Genomic DNA, 16589 nt, shown 5'->3' on the forward strand with positions numbered 1-16589 from the left:
TATTCAGTAATTATTTTTTAGGAGCAATATCCATCAGCTTCATGAATTCATCCAGTTTAGGCATGATGATAATTTCCGTTCTTCTGTTTTCTGATCTTCCGGAAACACTCATATTCGTCGCTTTCGGGTTGTATTCAGAACGACCTCCTGCGGTTATTCTCGCCGGATCTACTCCAAACTGAGTCTGAAGAACCTTAGCAACAGATGTACCTCTTAATGCAGAAAGATCCCAGTTGTCTCTTGGTAAGTTTACAGAATTTAGCGGAGCGTTATCTGTATTACCTTCGATCAATACTGAATATTTATCATAATCATTGATTACTTTAGCTACTTTACCCAACACTTCCTGGGCAGCAGGCAAGATATTGTAATCTCCTGTTTTGTATAACATTTTGTCTGAAAGGGAAATCATTACCACTCCTTTCAAGACTTTCACCTGTACGTCTTCATCAGATACATTATCTAAAGATCTCTTCAGCTTATTAGACAAAGCAAGATTTAAGCTGTCGTTTTTAGCATTGCTAGAAATCAACTGCTTGATATATGAATTGGAAGCATTGATCTCTCCCACAAGTTTGTCAATATTAGCAGAGCTTTTTCCTGTATTGGAAAGACATGCATCCAATGATGATTTTAAAGCATCATGTTGGCTTTTTAATAAATTATTTTCACCTGTCAATGCAGAGTTCTGAGATTTCAAATCCTGAATTTCTCTTTGTCTTTCTCCGATATTTTCAATACACTCCTTATAGTTTGTGCTTAAGGCATCATACTGCTTCTTGCTTACACAAGATGTCATTCCCAACGCCACTGCAGAAACCGCTAAAATTTTAAAAATCTTCATAAGTAATCATTTTTAGACTACTCAAAGTTAGGGAAATTCAATTGAATTATATGGTTTATCTTTGCATAAAAGAAATTCTCAACATCTATGTTGAAAAAATCAAGCTTCAGAAAACAATTAGAAAATCTTATTCAGCAACCTGAAAACCACAGCTATCTTTTAGCAGTGAGCGGAGGTGCCGATTCTATGGTTTTAGCCTCTTTATTCAGGGATTTAAGAGACGAAAAACAACGTCCGGGATGTTCATTTCAGATAGCCCATATCAATTACAAACTTCGCGGGGAAGATTCAGCTCTTGATCAGAAAGTGGTACAGGATTTTTGTGAGAAAAATCATATTATGTTTCACCTGTACGAAGTTTCTGAAAAGGATAAAAAACCGGAAAATTCTATTCAGCTTTGGGCAAGAGAACTCCGGTATGCTTTTTTTAAGGAAATTCAGGAAAAGGAAAAACTGGAATTTCTGGTTACCGCCCATCACCTGAACGACCAGCTGGAAACTTTTATTATCAATCTGTCTAAAGCTGCCGGAATTAATGGTCTGAGCGGCATCCCTTCCAATGACAATAATATTCTTCGCCCGCTTTTACAGTTTTCAAAACAGGAAATCTATAGATTTGCAGAAGACAATACGATTGAATTCCGGGAAGATCTCTCCAATAAAAAAAGTGATTATTTGAGAAACAAGATCAGAAATGAGATTGTCCCAAAATTGCAGGAAACCAATGAGCATTTTCTGGAAAACTTTAAAAAAAGTTCCTCATATCTGAACCAAACCAGAAATTTTGTTCAAAAACAGATCCAGGAGATAGAAAATAAGCTTAGTATATTTAACCCAGACCATAAAATCCTATCAAAGGAAAAGCTGGATCAGGAAAGTGATTTTGTCAAGTTTGAAATTTTAAAAAAATATGGGTTCAATCAGGAAGAGGAAATTCCCAAAATTTTTAAAGCAGAAAACAACAGTTCTTTTTTCTCTAAAGAATATCAGCTGATTGTCAACAGAAACGAATTAGTCTTTATTGAAAGAAGTAAAGACACTGAAAGCGAAAACGAAATTCTTCTGATTGATCATTTTGATTTATCAGAAAACCCAATCAGGATCAACCTTCAGGTTTCTATTGCAGACATTGATGGATTCAATAAAAATATAGAATGGGATTTTGATGCTGAAAAACTTCAGTTCCCACTGTATTTAAGAAAACAGCAGGATGGTGATGAATTTTATCCGATGGGATTTTCGGGGAAAAAGAAAGTTTCTAAATTTTTTAGGGACGAAAAATTATCTATTTTAGCGAGGCAAAAAATTTGGATATTGTCTGACAGTAACAATTCCGTACTTGGAATCATACCTTTCAGACAAGATAGAAGATATGCAAAGGATGAGAAAACAGAACGTATTCTCAAAATTTTTAATGAAACGAAAAATGAAATTTAGAAATTGGTTTTTATTAATTCTACTCTTTTTAGCAACAGGAATTAATGCACAGATTAAAAATCCTGTAAAGTTTAAGTTTACCATCAACGATCTGGGCAACAACCAGTATGAGGCGGTTTTGAATGCTACCATGGAAAAAGGCTGGCATATCTACTCCAAAGATCTTCCTGAAGATACGGGAATTCCAACCGAATACAAGGTTTCAGGAAAGAATATTGAACTTATCGGAAAATTTACTGAAGTGGGTAAAAAACATGAAGAATTCTCTGAAGCTTTCGGAGGAACTATTGTTTTCTATTCCAATACCGCTGGATTCAAGCAGAAATTCAAATTAAAAGATCCTGCAAAACCTGCTGATGTAACGTCTGAAATTACTTATCAGACCTGTGATGACAGGGTTTGTCTTGCTCCCAATACTTTAGAATTCAATCAGAAGGTGACTCCAAAAGGGGTAACTGAGGCAGCTACCCCTGAAGAAACTACAGAGCCTGTAAAAGATTCTGTAAAAACAGTGGAAACAGTAACTGAAAATCCAACCAAAACAGAAGTTACCGTGGCCGAAACCTCTGTACTGGATCCTAAACAGTTAAAAATTGAAACCCTTGATTTCAAAAATCCATTAACGGATTGTGGTACAGCCACTACAAAAGTAGAAGAAAACTATTGGACTTATCTGTTTTTAGGTTTCATTGGAGGCTTAATCGCCTTATTGACTCCATGTGTATTCCCTATGATCCCTTTAACGGTTTCTTTCTTTACGAAAGGAAGTAAGGATAAGGCTAAAGGGAAAAGAGATGCTTTGATCTACGGATTTTTCATCCTTCTTATTTTCATTTTATTAAGTATTCCTTTCCATATTATTGATGGTATTGCAGGAAATATTTTCAATGAGATTTCCACAAGTGTATGGCTGAATATTGCTTTCTTTATCATATTCATCTTCTTTGCCGGAAGTTTCTTCGGATATTATGATATTACGTTGCCTAGCTCTATTGCCAACAAGTCTTCAAAAGCTGAAGAAGCAGGTGGTATCATCGGTATTTTCTTTATGGCATTAACACTGGTAATCGTTTCTTTCTCTTGTACCGGTCCAATTCTGGGAAGTCTATTGGGAAGTGCTGTAACCGGTTCTTCTAATGTTCCGATGCTGTTAACGTTTGCCCTGGCAGGATTCGGATTAGCTTGGGCTATTGTTTTCGGATTATTGGCTTTATTCCCGCAGGCATTACAAAGTCTTCCGAAATCAGGAGGATGGATGAATACTGTGAAAGTGGTTTTAGGTTTTGTAGAACTGGCTTTAGCTTTAAAATTCTTATCAAAAGCAGACCTTGTATCGAAGACTTTCTTCTTAAAAAGAGAACTTTTCATCGCCATATGGATCATTGTTGCTTTAGGATTAGCTTTATATCTGTTTGGATTAATCAAATTCCCGCATGATGATAAAAAACCTAAGATTTCAATTACAAGAAAAATATTAGGGGCATTAGGAATCGGATTTGTGATCTATCTGATTCAGGGATTGATTCCGTCCGACCGTCCGAAACTTCAGTTATTAAGTGGAATCCTGCCTCCATTGAACGTGAGCTACTTCCATGATGAAAAAGACGGTATTTTAGGCATGCACCCTGAACATGATTTCTTTAAAGCCATAGAGCTTGCTAAAAAGGAAAATAAACCGATCTTAATTGACTTTACAGGGTATGGTTGTGAAAACTGTAGAAAAATGGAAGAGTTTGTATGGAGTGAAGCGGATATTTTACCGATCCTTCAAAATGATATTGTTCTGGCTTCTTTATACGTAGATGACAAGGAAGAGCTTCCTGAAGATCAAAAAACAAAAATTGACCTTGGGGAGGGACAGATCAAAAAGGTTAAAACTATTGGAGACCGTTGGAGCTTATTCCAGCAGGTTAACTTTAATAACAACTCCCAGCCACACTATGTCTTAATAACTCCGGATGGAAAAGTAATCAATACACCTGTTTCAGGGTATATGCCGAAGGAAGACTTCAAAAAATTTCTGGAATGCGGAGTGAATTACTTCAAGAAAAACAAGTAAATAAACATTTTACATATATTCTAAACTCACACTTTTTCAGTGTGAGTTTTTTTTTATCATTGAAACCCAGACAGATCATCTATATCCAAGCATGCTTTTTAACACCTTTTAAGCATAATTATTTAATAAAAACAATAATTTATTACATATTTAAATAGTTAGGCATCAACTTTGTATCAACTTTTCAAAATCACGATCAGATTTTTAAAGTTTTCACCAAATACCGTTTAACATTTTAAAATATGAATTATGGCTGAAGTAATTGCACAAGAACAACAAGGCGGCAAGCAAAAAAAGAAATTAATAAAAATTGACATGACTCCAATGGTAGATCTCAATTTCCTACTGTTGATGTTTTTCATGTTTACGACTAATTTTACCAAACCCAACGTGATGGATCTTGGACTTCCCGCAAAAGACCACAACCCCAAACCACCTATTAACGACTATGTTATTGGAGATAAAAATCAGGTTACATTCATTCTGGGAAAAGATAACAGAGTGTTTTACCACCAAAGCAATGCAACAGATTTAAACACCTCAAACCTTAAAGAAACAGACTTTAGTGGATTAAATATTTCAAAAATCATTTCTGAAGCTTATAAAAACGCCCCTAACCAAAAAAAATTCACCGTAATTATCAAACCTACTGATGAAGCTAACTACAAAAACTTTGTAGACATATTGGACGATCTGGCTATTTCTAAAAAAGAGCGTTACGGAGTAACTGATATCAAACCTTGGGAAACAAAGGTTTACAAAGAATTAACTCAATAAAACAGGGAAGAGCATTTTTAAAATGCTCTTTTTTGTTTACATTTGAAAGTAAAACTGGTCAGCAGTAGATCTGCTGTATTATTTTAACCTCTCTAATTTTGAAATCATGCTGAACTTTGAAAGAAAAGGAAATGGAAAAGAAACCTTAGTACTCCTCCACGGATTTATGGAAAACCTGTCTATCTGGAGTGATATGGAGACTCATCTATCCAAAGACTTCTCCCTTTTAAAAATTGATCTTCCGGGTCACGGACAATCGGAGATCTTTGGAGAAATCCATACTATGGAACTAATGGCTGATGAAGTAAAAAAAGTTTTAGATAATCAGAATATAGAGAAAGTACATGTACTGGGACATTCCATGGGTGGCTACACTTCTCTGGCTTTTGCTGAAAAATATCCTGACACACTGAAGAGCTTAACTCTTTTCTTCTCCACTTATTTTGCAGATGATGAAGAGAAGAAACAACAACGCATCAAAAGTTACAGGATCATCAAAGATGCTTTTGCCCATTATGTCAGAGCCGGAATCCCCAACCTGTTCAATCCCAATGAGAGAGATATTCTGGAAGGAAAAATTGAAACGGCACTGGAAACAGCACTTTCCACCAATAATATGGGAGCTCTTGCCTGTGTAAAAGGAATGGTAGAAAGGACTGATAAAAAGCATGTCATGCAAAATCTGGAAGCCAAGATCCTTGTACTGGCAGGCAAGCATGACACTGCTGTAAAAACAGATCTTACCATCAAAAATCTTCCGGACAGAACGAATATCAAATCCTATATATTAGACTGCGGACACAACGGACATTGGGAAAAACCAGGCATTTGTGCAGAAATTATCAATACAGAGCTTTTACATGATTTACCTAAAAAATTAGTATTATAAAAATCATGAGAATTGCTATAATGTCTATCTTTCTTCTTGTATTTCTAAGTTGCAAAAAGGAAAAACAGCCAACATCCAGTACTGAGCCTGCAGATTCAGCTCAGGCATTATCTCAAAAAGCAGATACTTTAACGGCTGTTCAGCCTAAGCAGGAAGTTTTTCAATTTGTAACAGAATTATGTGACAACAAAGGATATTTTGACAGCAATAAATACTCAAAAGAAGAAATTAAAGGAACTTATAAACTTTGGTTTGAACTGAGCGGTTCTTTACTTGATTCCCCATTTGTTCACAACCTTAAAGACCTTACAGAAGTAAGAAATAATAAAGATAAAATTCTGGCAAAGCTGGATAAAGATTTTGCAGAAAGAAAAGCTCAGATTCAAAACCTGAAGGTTGTAAATACCCCATACTGGCAGGATATCAAAAAGAAAACTTATGAAGAACTTGTTCAAACTTATGAGAAATTGAAAACCCAGACTCTTGCCTATTCCGACCCTTCAGTTCTGCTCAAAAATGATAAATGTAAAAACTTTTCAAAGGCTTTAAATTCAACTGATGATCAAATGTTTGCAGAATGGAAAAAGCTCAGGGAGGAAATGAGTAAAACAAACGGGAATCCGCAACGTATCATGGATGAATTCAATGAACAACTGGGTTCATCAGACAATAGAGACTATGCTCTTCTTGATCTGATTACTTTTGGCTGGGGAAATTGTGCCAACGATAAAATACAGAGGGTTTCTCATGATGAAAAAATAAATAATGAATTCAATGCTTTATTCATCAAGATCGATTCTGAATGTGACGAGCCATAAACATTCACAAAAAATCCTGTATATTAGTAAGGTATAATTTTCTCAATGGGAATATTCTCGTTCAAAAAAAAGACACCCCCGAAACCTCCGGTTATCGGACTTACACTTTCAGGCGGAGGAATGCGTGGAATTGCCCATATTGCCGTTTTAAAAGCACTGGAAGAATACAATCTTAAACCTCATATTATTTCCGGGACCAGCGCAGGTTCTATCATTGCCGCTTTTTATTCATTTGGAAAAACACCGGACGAAATGATGGAAATTGTAAGGCAAACTTCTTTTTTTTCACGGTCTGCCCTGAAGTTATCAAAAAATGGAATTTTCAGCTCTAATTTCATCTTAAAACTATTCAAGGATTATTTCCCTGAAGACAATTTTAACATTCTGAAGATCCCTGTTTACATCGCCACCACAGAAATGACTCACGGTATTGTTGACTTCTTTTCTGAAGGTGAACTATTCACTCCTCTTTTGGCTTCATCAAGTGTCCCTTTCATCCTGCCGCCAGTAAGAATGGGTGATAAAATATATGTAGATGGTGGAGTTCTGGATAACCTTCCCATTGAACCTATTATGGATAAATGCGATTTTCTGATTGCTTCCCATGTGAATTCAATAAGCTATGATGAATTAAACAAGATGAGTCTGATGAAAGAGTTTGACCGTATTCTCCATTTGGCCATCGCAAAATCAGTATATTCTAAAGTGAAACACTGTAATATATTTTTAGATCCGCCTAAAATGACAAAGTACAGTCTTTTCAATAAGAAATATATGGATGAAATGTTCCAGCAGGTCTACGAATACACCTGTCAGGAACTGGAAGAAAAAGGGCATAAAAAAAGCTCTCAAATTGAGAGCTTCTTATAAAACTAACGGATACTTTCCATTATTCTTTTATTACTTTGAATGTCTGTTCAGAATCTGATGTTTTTACTTTTACGATATACACTCCTGAATTCAGACCATCTGTATTAACAGTAGAGATATTTTCTTTAACAGATTTCACTAATCTTCCGTCGGCAGAATAGAATGAAACTTCTGTTATTTTTTTATCTGCAGTAGAAATATTGAGAATATCTTTCATTGGGTTTGGATACACTCCTACTGTAGATTTAGCTTTACTTTCATTTACTCCAAGGGTTCCTGCAGCAGACACCATAATACTATAATCCTCAGCCTGTCCCCAACCTACAGCACCAGCAGTAGCAGTAAGAGCAGCTCCTGAAGAATAGCATGGACTTAAATAAAAGTTTGCTGCTGAAGCATAATTCTTCTTAATTCTCATTCTTGTTTTCCCTAATGTTGCTGTAGCTGGAACAACAATATTTCCAGTAGCTGTTACTGCATCTACACCTGTCGAATTTGTTATTGTTACTGCAGTAGCTGCTGTTCCAAAATAAACCTCACCTGCATCCAGGAAGTTTCCATTCTGATTCCAGTCTATAAATACTGTAAATTTATCTGTAGCATTCCCATCTGTATTCCCTTTTAAAGTAATTGGATAGGTTCCCCCTTGTTCTACAGACGCAATTTTATCTGTAAAATTTTCATGAGGAAGACTCGTTAAAACTTCTGAAGAAGTATTGGTCATATTAGCTAGCTGTACCGATGTAATAGGTTCAATTCCACCACTTGTACCCGTAGCTCCCGGACCAAATAGTAAATTACCTGCACAATAAGGAGCAAATGCATCTCTTGTTGTAAAACTATAAACCTGGCAACTTGCAGCTGCCCCCACAACATTTTTAGGAACAACCTTCCAATAATAAGTAGTATTTCCTTGTAAATTACTAAAATCAGCAAATAAATAACTGCTTGAAACTAAAGTTGTAGGATTAGGATTGGTATCCATATATACATCATAACTATCTACCGTCGCTCCAGCTGCAGGAGCAGACCATGTAAGCGTCATTGAATTTGGATTTACGTTGGTAGCTCCATTAGCTGGTGATACCAATGTACTACAACCAGGAGCTGTAGTAGGAGCAACATCATTGTTAATACTGTCAAACAGCAATCTGAATTTATCTGCAGAAACTGCATGAAACCCTACATACACTGTTTGCCCTACATAAGCAGAAAGATCTACGGAAAAGAACGTCCACTTGTTAGGAGCTGGTGCCTCCGGAGTTAATACAGTAGTAAAAGCTGCAGCCGTAGCTGTTGTTGTGGACAATTTAATTTCATAATTTTCCACATAATTAGGGTCCTGATTCTTTACAAAATAAGTTAATCTGGTATTAACCCCTGCAGTCACAGTAATAGCGGGAGTTACCAAATAATCATCATGTGCTGTAGCTGAATAATTAATCTGAGCGGCATTGGGTAATGAATACACACTTCTTGGAGCCCCGGCACTAAAGATAAATCCAGCAGCATCCCCTCCGTTAATGACAGTCCAGCCGGCAGGAGTGGTTGTTCCGGCATCAAAGTTTTGGGTAAATTGCGCATTTGCAGCCAATGGCAATGCAAACAGCATCGCGAGTAATCTTGTTTTCATAATGTCTCGTTTTTTAGTAGGTTTTACATCAAAACTAACAAAAAGCCATCATATAAACAAGCAATTACAAAATAACTTTAGGATTTAATAAAGTCGTCTTTATCTAAAACATCTTTAAAATTTCCAATCGTATTGTTCAGAGAACCATATGATTTTCCTCCGGCAGCATTAATGTGACCGCCACCATTGAAGTATTTTCTTGAGAATTGGTTTACATCCACATCATCTTTACTTCTAAATGAGATTTTGATAAAGTCTTCATAAAGATCTTCCATAAAGAAGGCAGACATTTTCACTCCGGCAATACTTAAGCCATAATTTACAAAGCCTTCTGTATCACCTTTCTGGAAGCCAAATTCTTTAAGCTCATTTCTTGTAAGGCTTAAAATAGCTACAGTACCATTATTCACCACTTCTATTCTTCCTAAAACCAAAGCAAGCAAATGAAGGCGTGAAACAGTATTGGTATCCCAGGTATTGGAAGTAATCATCGCCGGATCTGCTCCTTTTTCAATCAGATTCGCAATAATTCTATGGGTAGTAGCACTGGTAGAACGGAAACGGAAACCACCTGTATCAGTCATAATTCCGGTATACATACATTCTGCCATATCCTGGTTCACCAGTTTTTCATCTTCCAGCGCTTCAATGAAATGATAAATCATCTGTGAAGTAGCAGGAATTACCGTATCCGAGTAAACAAAGTCAAATTGTTCCGGCTGTTGGTGGTGGTCAATAAGAATTTTCTTTCCCTGAGCCTTTACCAGCCAGTCTCCCAATAAACCGATTCTGGAAGGAGAGTTAAAATCTAGACAGAAAATAACATCTGCAGCAGCAATCATATCAGCAGCCAGCTTTCTTTTGTATTCTGCAATAATCACTTTTTTGGACTCCGGCATCCATTTCAGAAATTTTGGAAAATCGTTGGGAACGATAACCTCTGCATGAATTCCTTTTGCCTTTAAATAATGTTTCAATCCCAGACTGGAACCAATAGCATCACCATCCGGATTATAGTGGGTAAGAATAACTATTTTGTTTTCAGGTGTAAGTAATGTATTGATCTCTAAAAGTTCTGCTGGTGTAAACATCTTGTGTTTATTTTCGTTAAAATTTAAGTTTTCAAAGATAAAGCTTTTATATAAATCATTTAAATATTATTTTTGCACAGATAAATTCAGGTCTCCATAAGGGTTTGTAAATGTCTGATAAAAAAAACACAATAGATAATTTTAAAAAAAGATAATTAAAGTTTGTATCTTATAAAATTTTATATATCTTTGCAACCTGAAAATTAATAGATTAATTACGATTTAAACATATAGTAATGAGTAAAAGAACATTCCAGCCATCAGAAAGAAAAAGAAGAAACAAACACGGTTTCAGAGAAAGAATGTCTACGCCAAATGGAAGAAGAGTTTTGGCTGCGAGAAGAGCTAAAGGCAGAAAGAGTTTAACGATCAGTGCAACACGCGCTAAGAGATAATCTTTTATTATCATATACAAAAAATGCTTGAAAATTTCCTTTTCAGGCATTTTTTGTTGTTAAAATTTATTAAAATTAGAGTCAAATAGACTTCTTTTTTCTATTTTTAAAGATTGAAAATTTTTTGTTAGAAATAGCCTTTAAAATTAAATTATGCCACATACAAATATCTCCGGAGACAATATTATAAGTTTACAGCACGCTAAAATTGCTCAAAAAAACTTCACTGTTCTTTCTGATGTCAATCTTAATATTAAAAAAGGCAGATTCTGCTATCTTATTGGAAAAACAGGCTCCGGAAAAAGCTCCCTTCTGAAAACGCTTTATGGACACATTCCATTAGCATCAGGACACGGATCTGTGGTAGGATTTGACCTGGCTAAATTAAAACCGTCTGATATCCCCAATCTAAGAAGAAAACTAGGAATTGTATTCCAGGATTTCCAGTTGCTTTCTGACAGAACTGTTGAAAAGAATCTTAAATTTGTTTTGGAAGCCACAGGATGGAGTGATAACGTAAAAATAGAAGACAGAATCAATGAAGTATTGGGAAGTGTGAACATGAAGAGCAAAAAGCACAAAATGCCACACGAACTTTCAGGAGGTGAACAACAACGTATCGCCATCGCAAGAGCCCTGCTTAACCACCCGGACCTGATCCTGGCAGATGAGCCAACAGGAAACCTTGACCCTGAAACTTCCAACGAAATTATGACCTTACTGAAGCAGGTTGCCCTTGAAAATGGAGCCGCTGTAGTAATGGCAACACACGATTACCATATGATCCAAAACTTCCCTGGTGAAGCTATCAGATGTGAGGATGGAAAAGTATCAGTATTGGATACAGCAGAATTATTTGAATAAAAAATTAAGAAATACGGAGAATAAGAAATTATAAAATTCTAACCTCTGGCTTCTTTTTTAAAGATATGAAACTCTTTAGTGAGTTCAAGATATTGGTCCGAGTATATTCTCGGACTTTTTTCTATAATAAACTCAGATTCCAGAAGTTTTTTTTCAGTTGGAGAAAATTCTAAGACCAATCTTTTTGTTTTGGCATTTTCAATTCCTTTGATATTAACCTTTCTGTTGAGAAACAGATTACAGTCTTCTGCCATTGAGACAAAGACTTCTCCACCCTCAACCGGAATAATAACAGAAAGAGAGCCATCTTCAGACAAAAAACCGGCAGACTGAGCGATAAGCTGCTTAAAATTCAATTCTACTGTCTGGCGGGCAATTTTATCTTTATCGGATCCGGATTCTTCAAAATAAGGAGGGTTTGAAACAATCAGATCATATTTTTCTTCCGTTTCAAAGGTTTTAAAATCCTGATACAGATTCTTTAATCTTGCGCTGAAAGGTGCATTTTCAAAATTAAGTCTTGTCAGGGCTACAGCATCTGCATTAATATCCAATCCTAAAAAATCAGCATGCAAATTTCTTTGTGCCAGCATCAATGAGATCAACCCCGTTCCGGTTCCTACTTCCAAAACACGAAAAGCCGATTCTATATTTGCTAAAGCGCCAAGCAGAACACCGTCTGTTCCTACACGGAAGACGTCTTTGGATTGCCGGATCTCAAATTGCTTAAACTTAAAAGATTTCACTATAAATTGGTAGGTAATGTAATGATGAATGTAGACCCCTTCCCTACTTCCGATTTCACGGAGATCTCTCCTTTATAGTCTTCAATCATTTTTCTTACCATAGACAGGCCAAGCCCCATTCCACTGCTTTTGGAAGTGAAGTTAGGTTCAAAAATTCTTTCGTACATATTTTCAGGAATTCCAATTCCGTTATCCTGAATAGAGATGATCACCCTTCGCTGATGCTGCTCCACATCTACATTGATAATCAGCTTTCTTTCATCACTTTCAGCCTGCTTAGCATTGGTTACAAGATTAGTAATGATCCTGGAAAGATAAATCCTATCCATATTAATCATAATATCACCCTTGTTAGCATGCATAAAGATACTGTCATCATTGAATACACAAAGAATATCTTCCACTTCAGTATTCAAATTGATTACTTCGTTATTTTTTTCAGGAAGCTTGGCAAACTCTGAGAATGCAGAAGCTACAGTAGCAATCAGATCGATCTGATCTACCATTGTTTTACTCATCAGCTTTACCCTCTCTCTGATGTTTGGATCTTCCGGATCAAATTTTCTTTCAAAATTCTGAATGGTAAGCTTCATCGGAGTAAGTGGGTTTTTCACTTCATGGGCCACCTGTTTTGCCATTTCTCGCCACGCTTCTTCAGATGCTTTAAACCTTAACCTTTCTTTTTGGTCCTGAATCTGAAGAATCATCCTGTTATATGCTCTTGCCAAGGCATTCAACTCATCATTTTTATAATACCTGATAGGACGCATTTCATTTTCAAACAATGTAATACGGGTAATCATATCAGAGAATTTTGTAATGGTTTTTGCCAGACCGTTAGAGGTCACCCAACTTATCCAGATACTGAACAGGATAAGGAATATATCGACTAAAAGAATATATTTGACATACTGATGCAATACATCAAGGTAGGCTGATTCATTATGATACAAAGGAATATAAACAATACCGATAGGCTCCAGTTCATTGTTCTTCAGTAAAAGATAGGAAGAAGTAAGCTTAGCATCTTTGGCTGCATCATATCTGGTCATATCAACTCTTGCATCTGTAGACAGAATCTTGTTGATAATTTCTATAGAAAGTCTTTTCTGATCAATCAGGCTTTCATCTTTATTGGAAAGTACATAGTTCCCCTGTAGATCATAAATGACAATATCATGCTGATTAATATCTGCGATCTCAAAGATCTTATTCCCCAGAACCTTCGGCAGATCTTTTGTCTCTACCAATGTACGGCTTACGGCATAATCCAGATATCTCATTACCGCATTGGTCTTTTCCTGCATATCGATATTACTCTGCTGCAGGGAATTATTTCTCAATACAAAATAAGGAACCAGTGATGTTGCCACAACACTTAAAAAGCATACCAGTAAGAAACCGAAAAACACACGATTCCTTAAGCTATATCCTTTATATTTATTTAATGACATCCTACTTTTTAATTAACCTAGCAATATACTTACCAATGATATCAAATTCCAGGTTTACTTTATCACCAATTTTCAGGTGTTTCATATTGGTAAACTCCCAGGTGTAGGGAATAATGGCTACAGAAAACTGTGTATCTTCACTTTTCGCAACAGTTAAACTAATTCCATTTACTGTAATAGAACCCTGAGGTACGGTTACAAAACTTCCATCTGCATCATATTTCATGGTAATGAAATAACTCCCGTCTTTATTTTCGATCCCTACCACTTCTCCTGTTTTATCTACGTGACCCTGAACGATGTGACCATCCAGTCTTCCATCCATTTTCATACAACGTTCCAGATTCACAACAGTTCCCAAACCCCATTTTCCAAGATTTGTTTTCTCCAGTGTTTCGTTGATTGCTGTAACTACATATTGGTTTTCCTTAATCTCAACCACTGTCAGACAACAACCGTTGTGAGCAAGGCTCTGATCAATTTTAAGCTCGTTTGTAAAAGGGCATGTCAGGGTGAAATCTATGTTGCTTCCTTTCTCTTCAATCTTTTCAATAACACCAACTGCTTCAATAATTCCTGTGAACATATTATTTTTTGCTAAATTTGTAAATTATAATCTTCAAAGATAATCAAAATGAGCCCAAAAAACCATAAAGTACGAGTAGGAATTTCAATCGGTGATTTCAATGGCATCGGTCCGGAGATCATCATGAAGTCTCTGACAGACAAAACCATTACGGATTTTTTCACTCCTGTGATTTTTGGTTCGGGAAAATTATTTACTTATCAGAAAAATATTTTCAAGCTGAATCTTAATTTCAATTATATCAATGAAGCTTCCCAGGCCCAGCCCGGCAAGCTGAATATGCTGAATCTTACCAAAGAAAATGTAAATGTAGAACTGGGAGTCCCTACAGAAGAATCCACCAAAATGGCAATTGATTCTTTAGACGCAGCTACTGAAGCTTTAATGAATGGAGATATTGATGTTCTTGTAACAGCTCCTATCAACAAGGATGAAATGGTAAAAATGGGCTTTAAACATACCGGACATACTGGATATTTTGAAGAAAAGTTCAATAAAAAAGGATTAATGTTTCTGGTAACTGAAGATCTTAAAGTAGCTGTTTCCACCCATCATATTCCTATTGCTCAGATAGCTGAGAATATTTCCAAAGAAAAAATCAAAAAACAGATTAAGGTCCTGAACCAGACTCTTATTGAAGATTTCTGTATTCAGAAACCTAAAATTGCGGTATTGGGATTAAATCCTCATGCTGGTGATGGCGGTGTTATCGGAAGTGAAGAAATTGAGATCATAAGCCCGGCTATTCAGGAACTTTCAGATAATGGAATTCTCGCATTTGGTCCTTTCCCCGCAGATAGTTTCTTCCAGCCTAACAAATACAAGAACTTTGATGCAGTTTTAGCAATGTACCACGATCAGGGATTGGCTCCGTTCAAAACACTGGCTTATGAAGAAGGGGTAAATTATACCGCAGGACTTCCTTTTATCAGAACCTCTCCGGATCATGGGGTAGCATATGATATTGCGGGAAAAAATATTGCTGATGAGCAGAGTTTTATGGAAGCAATTTTCACTGCTATTAAGATTTTTAAGAACAGAAGTGAATATGGTGAACTGATGAGCAGCCGCCTTCAGCCGAGAAAAATAGCTGTTGATAACGGAATAGACGAAGATCTTCCTGAGGAAACTGAAGCATAAATTGTTAAAACAAATTTTAAATTAATTTGTTTTAGATTTTGTTTGTTATTATAAAAAAAAATGCATATTTTTGCACACTCATTTTATGGACAAGTTAAGAAACTACGATGTAAGCTTTTCCGGACTTAAAAACGGAAAACACGAGTTCAAGTTTGAGATAGATAAAACGTTCTTTCAATTATTTGACACTGAGCAGGAATTTACAAATCCCAGAATAGAAGTAAATGTATTTTTAGATAAGCATACTACATTTCTGGAGTTTGAGATTAAAATACAAGGTTTAGTTGAACTGGTTTGTGATATCACAAATGAAAATTTTGACTACCCTATTGAGAATGAAATCAAAATTCTGGTGAATTTTGGGGAAGAATATGATGACAGCAATGAAGATGTTATCACTATTCCTACCACAGAGCACGCTTTTAATGTAGCTCATCTGATCTACGAAAACGTAATGCTTTCTATTCCAATGAAAAAAATATCACCGAATGTAAGTGATGAAGATATAAAAATTCTTGACCAGTTCAGTCCGAAAGAAATTGAAGAAGCTGAAGAGGAAGAACATGAGAGTGATCCCAGATGGGACGCTTTAAGAAAATTAAGAGACAATAATTAAATAGAATAATTTAAATATGATGAGATGATGAATCTCATCGCTCATCAATTAAAAAAGTTATTAGAAAATGGCACATCCAAAGAGAAGACAATCGTCCACAAGAAGAGATAAGAGAAGAACTCACTACAAAGCTGTAGTTCCTCAATTAGCTAAAGATGCAACAACAGGAGAGCTTCACCTATACCACAGAGCTCACTGGCATGAAGGAAAACTTTACTACAGAGGTAAAGTAGTATTGGAAAAAGAAGTAGCTGCTACTGAAGAAAACTAAGAGTCGCTTTTCATTGAAAAAGCCTCATTTTAATACAAAAACCGCCCAATTTTGATAAAATTTGGCGGTTTTTTGTTGTTTTTTACGTTTTTTTGGTAT

Annotated in this window: 17 protein-coding genes; 11 read left to right on the top strand and 6 right to left on the bottom strand. The window is 35.9% G+C overall.

Going from position 1 to position 16589, the window contains the following annotated elements; genetic code table 11:
- Nucleotides 1-10: 10 nt before the first annotated feature.
- Nucleotides 11-844, bottom strand: a complete 834-nt coding sequence (locus tag DRF65_RS09420; RefSeq protein ID WP_115970509.1) for an OmpA family protein — start codon at nt 842-844, stop codon at nt 11-13.
- Between the two features lie 87 nt (nt 845-931).
- Between DRF65_RS09420 and tilS the strand changes: the two genes are divergently transcribed.
- The 6 genes from tilS (at nt 932) to DRF65_RS09450 (ending at nt 7694) form a co-directional block, all read left to right on the top strand.
- Nucleotides 932-2281: a tRNA lysidine(34) synthetase TilS gene (gene tilS / locus DRF65_RS09425; protein ID WP_115970510.1), complete on the top strand. Its 1350-nt coding sequence runs from the start codon at nt 932-934 to the stop codon at nt 2279-2281.
- Nucleotides 2271-4340: a protein-disulfide reductase DsbD family protein gene (locus DRF65_RS09430; protein ID WP_115970584.1), complete on the top strand. Its 2070-nt coding sequence runs from the start codon at nt 2271-2273 to the stop codon at nt 4338-4340. The genes tilS and DRF65_RS09430 overlap by 11 nt, the downstream gene beginning before the upstream one ends.
- Nucleotides 4341-4589: 249 nt before the next feature.
- On the top strand, nt 4590-5117 hold the full coding sequence (locus DRF65_RS09435; RefSeq protein ID WP_115970511.1) for an ExbD/TolR family protein: 528 nt from the start codon (nt 4590-4592) through the stop codon (nt 5115-5117).
- Between the two features lie 106 nt (nt 5118-5223).
- Complete coding sequence (locus DRF65_RS09440) at nt 5224-6006, top strand: alpha/beta fold hydrolase (protein WP_115970512.1); 783 nt, start codon at nt 5224-5226, stop codon at nt 6004-6006.
- A 5-nt stretch (nt 6007-6011) separates the two neighbouring features.
- Nucleotides 6012-6824 (top strand): hypothetical protein, encoded by an 813-nt coding sequence (locus tag DRF65_RS09445; RefSeq protein ID WP_115970513.1) that lies wholly within the window; start codon nt 6012-6014, stop codon nt 6822-6824.
- 45 nt (nt 6825-6869) lie between these two features.
- Nucleotides 6870-7694: a patatin-like phospholipase family protein gene (locus DRF65_RS09450; protein ID WP_115970514.1), complete on the top strand. Its 825-nt coding sequence runs from the start codon at nt 6870-6872 to the stop codon at nt 7692-7694.
- Between the two features lie 19 nt (nt 7695-7713).
- Here DRF65_RS09450 and DRF65_RS09455 read toward each other — a convergent pair whose 3' ends face one another.
- Both DRF65_RS09455 and DRF65_RS09460 read right to left on the bottom strand, forming a co-directional pair.
- Nucleotides 7714-9327 carry a T9SS-dependent choice-of-anchor J family protein gene (locus DRF65_RS09455; RefSeq protein WP_115970515.1) on the bottom strand — a complete coding sequence of 538 codons (1614 nt, stop codon included), beginning with the start codon at nt 9325-9327 and terminating at the stop codon, nt 7714-7716.
- Nucleotides 9328-9404: 77 nt separating this feature from the next.
- Nucleotides 9405-10418, bottom strand: a complete 1014-nt coding sequence (locus tag DRF65_RS09460) for a DHH family phosphoesterase (RefSeq protein WP_115970516.1) — start codon at nt 10416-10418, stop codon at nt 9405-9407.
- A 236-nt stretch (nt 10419-10654) separates the two neighbouring features.
- On the opposite strand from DRF65_RS09460, the gene rpmH reads away from it, so the two are divergent.
- Together rpmH and DRF65_RS09470 are read left to right on the top strand one after the other, a co-directional pair.
- Nucleotides 10655-10813 carry a 50S ribosomal protein L34 gene (rpmH, locus tag DRF65_RS09465; RefSeq protein ID WP_115970517.1) on the top strand — a complete coding sequence of 53 codons (159 nt, stop codon included), beginning with the start codon at nt 10655-10657 and terminating at the stop codon, nt 10811-10813.
- A 153-nt stretch (nt 10814-10966) separates the two neighbouring features.
- Nucleotides 10967-11677, top strand: a complete 711-nt coding sequence (locus DRF65_RS09470) for a cell division ATP-binding protein FtsE (RefSeq protein ID WP_115970518.1) — start codon at nt 10967-10969, stop codon at nt 11675-11677.
- Nucleotides 11678-11715: 38 nt separating this feature from the next.
- Here DRF65_RS09470 and DRF65_RS09475 read toward each other — a convergent pair whose 3' ends face one another.
- Genes DRF65_RS09475 through DRF65_RS09485 form a run of 3 tightly spaced genes read right to left on the bottom strand, consistent with a single transcriptional unit; the run spans nt 11716 to nt 14463 of the window.
- Nucleotides 11716-12423 carry a tRNA1(Val) (adenine(37)-N6)-methyltransferase gene (locus tag DRF65_RS09475; protein ID WP_115970519.1) on the bottom strand — a complete coding sequence of 236 codons (708 nt, stop codon included), beginning with the start codon at nt 12421-12423 and terminating at the stop codon, nt 11716-11718.
- Nucleotides 12423-13877 carry a sensor histidine kinase gene (locus tag DRF65_RS09480; RefSeq protein WP_115970520.1) on the bottom strand — a complete coding sequence of 485 codons (1455 nt, stop codon included), beginning with the start codon at nt 13875-13877 and terminating at the stop codon, nt 12423-12425. Before DRF65_RS09480 ends, DRF65_RS09475 begins: the two co-directional genes overlap by 1 nt.
- Nucleotide 13878: 1 nt before the next feature.
- On the bottom strand, nt 13879-14463 hold the full coding sequence (locus tag DRF65_RS09485; protein WP_115970521.1) for a riboflavin synthase: 585 nt from the start codon (nt 14461-14463) through the stop codon (nt 13879-13881).
- A gap of 48 nt (nt 14464-14511) precedes the next feature.
- On the opposite strand from DRF65_RS09485, the gene pdxA reads away from it, so the two are divergent.
- The 3 genes from pdxA (at nt 14512) to rpmF (ending at nt 16490) form a co-directional block, all read left to right on the top strand.
- Nucleotides 14512-15603: a 4-hydroxythreonine-4-phosphate dehydrogenase PdxA gene (gene pdxA / locus DRF65_RS09490; RefSeq protein ID WP_115970522.1), complete on the top strand. Its 1092-nt coding sequence runs from the start codon at nt 14512-14514 to the stop codon at nt 15601-15603.
- An 85-nt stretch (nt 15604-15688) separates the two neighbouring features.
- Nucleotides 15689-16219 carry a YceD family protein gene (locus tag DRF65_RS09495; protein WP_115970523.1) on the top strand — a complete coding sequence of 177 codons (531 nt, stop codon included), beginning with the start codon at nt 15689-15691 and terminating at the stop codon, nt 16217-16219.
- A 67-nt stretch (nt 16220-16286) separates the two neighbouring features.
- Nucleotides 16287-16490 (top strand): 50S ribosomal protein L32, encoded by a 204-nt coding sequence (rpmF, locus tag DRF65_RS09500; protein ID WP_002976251.1) that lies wholly within the window; start codon nt 16287-16289, stop codon nt 16488-16490.
- The last annotated feature ends 99 nt before the right edge of the window (nt 16491-16589 follow it).

The sequence above is a fragment of the Chryseobacterium pennae genome (assembly GCF_003385515.1).
GTDB classification, from domain to species: Bacteria; Bacteroidota; Bacteroidia; order Flavobacteriales; family Weeksellaceae; genus Chryseobacterium; species Chryseobacterium pennae.

Coding starts and splice junctions, on each gene's coding strand:
- tilS (WP_115970510.1), top strand. CDS start 932: ATGTTGAAAAAATCAAGCTTCAGAAAACAATTAGAAAATCTTATTCAG.
- DRF65_RS09485 (WP_115970521.1), bottom strand. CDS start 14,463: ATGTTCACAGGAATTATTGAAGCAGTTGGTGTTATTGAAAAGATTGAA.
- DRF65_RS09455 (WP_115970515.1), bottom strand. CDS start 9,327: ATGAAAACAAGATTACTCGCGATGCTGTTTGCATTGCCATTGGCTGCA.
- DRF65_RS09460 (WP_115970516.1), bottom strand. CDS start 10,418: ATGTTTACACCAGCAGAACTTTTAGAGATCAATACATTACTTACACCT.
- DRF65_RS09430 (WP_115970584.1), top strand. CDS start 2,271: ATGAAATTTAGAAATTGGTTTTTATTAATTCTACTCTTTTTAGCAACA.
- DRF65_RS09470 (WP_115970518.1), top strand. CDS start 10,967: ATGCCACATACAAATATCTCCGGAGACAATATTATAAGTTTACAGCAC.
- DRF65_RS09495 (WP_115970523.1), top strand. CDS start 15,689: ATGGACAAGTTAAGAAACTACGATGTAAGCTTTTCCGGACTTAAAAAC.
- DRF65_RS09440 (WP_115970512.1), top strand. CDS start 5,224: ATGCTGAACTTTGAAAGAAAAGGAAATGGAAAAGAAACCTTAGTACTC.
- rpmH (WP_115970517.1), top strand. CDS start 10,655: ATGAGTAAAAGAACATTCCAGCCATCAGAAAGAAAAAGAAGAAACAAA.
- DRF65_RS09435 (WP_115970511.1), top strand. CDS start 4,590: ATGGCTGAAGTAATTGCACAAGAACAACAAGGCGGCAAGCAAAAAAAG.
- DRF65_RS09450 (WP_115970514.1), top strand. CDS start 6,870: ATGGGAATATTCTCGTTCAAAAAAAAGACACCCCCGAAACCTCCGGTT.
- rpmF (WP_002976251.1), top strand. CDS start 16,287: ATGGCACATCCAAAGAGAAGACAATCGTCCACAAGAAGAGATAAGAGA.
- pdxA (WP_115970522.1), top strand. CDS start 14,512: ATGAGCCCAAAAAACCATAAAGTACGAGTAGGAATTTCAATCGGTGAT.
- DRF65_RS09420 (WP_115970509.1), bottom strand. CDS start 844: ATGAAGATTTTTAAAATTTTAGCGGTTTCTGCAGTGGCGTTGGGAATG.
- DRF65_RS09480 (WP_115970520.1), bottom strand. CDS start 13,877: ATGTCATTAAATAAATATAAAGGATATAGCTTAAGGAATCGTGTGTTT.
- DRF65_RS09445 (WP_115970513.1), top strand. CDS start 6,012: ATGAGAATTGCTATAATGTCTATCTTTCTTCTTGTATTTCTAAGTTGC.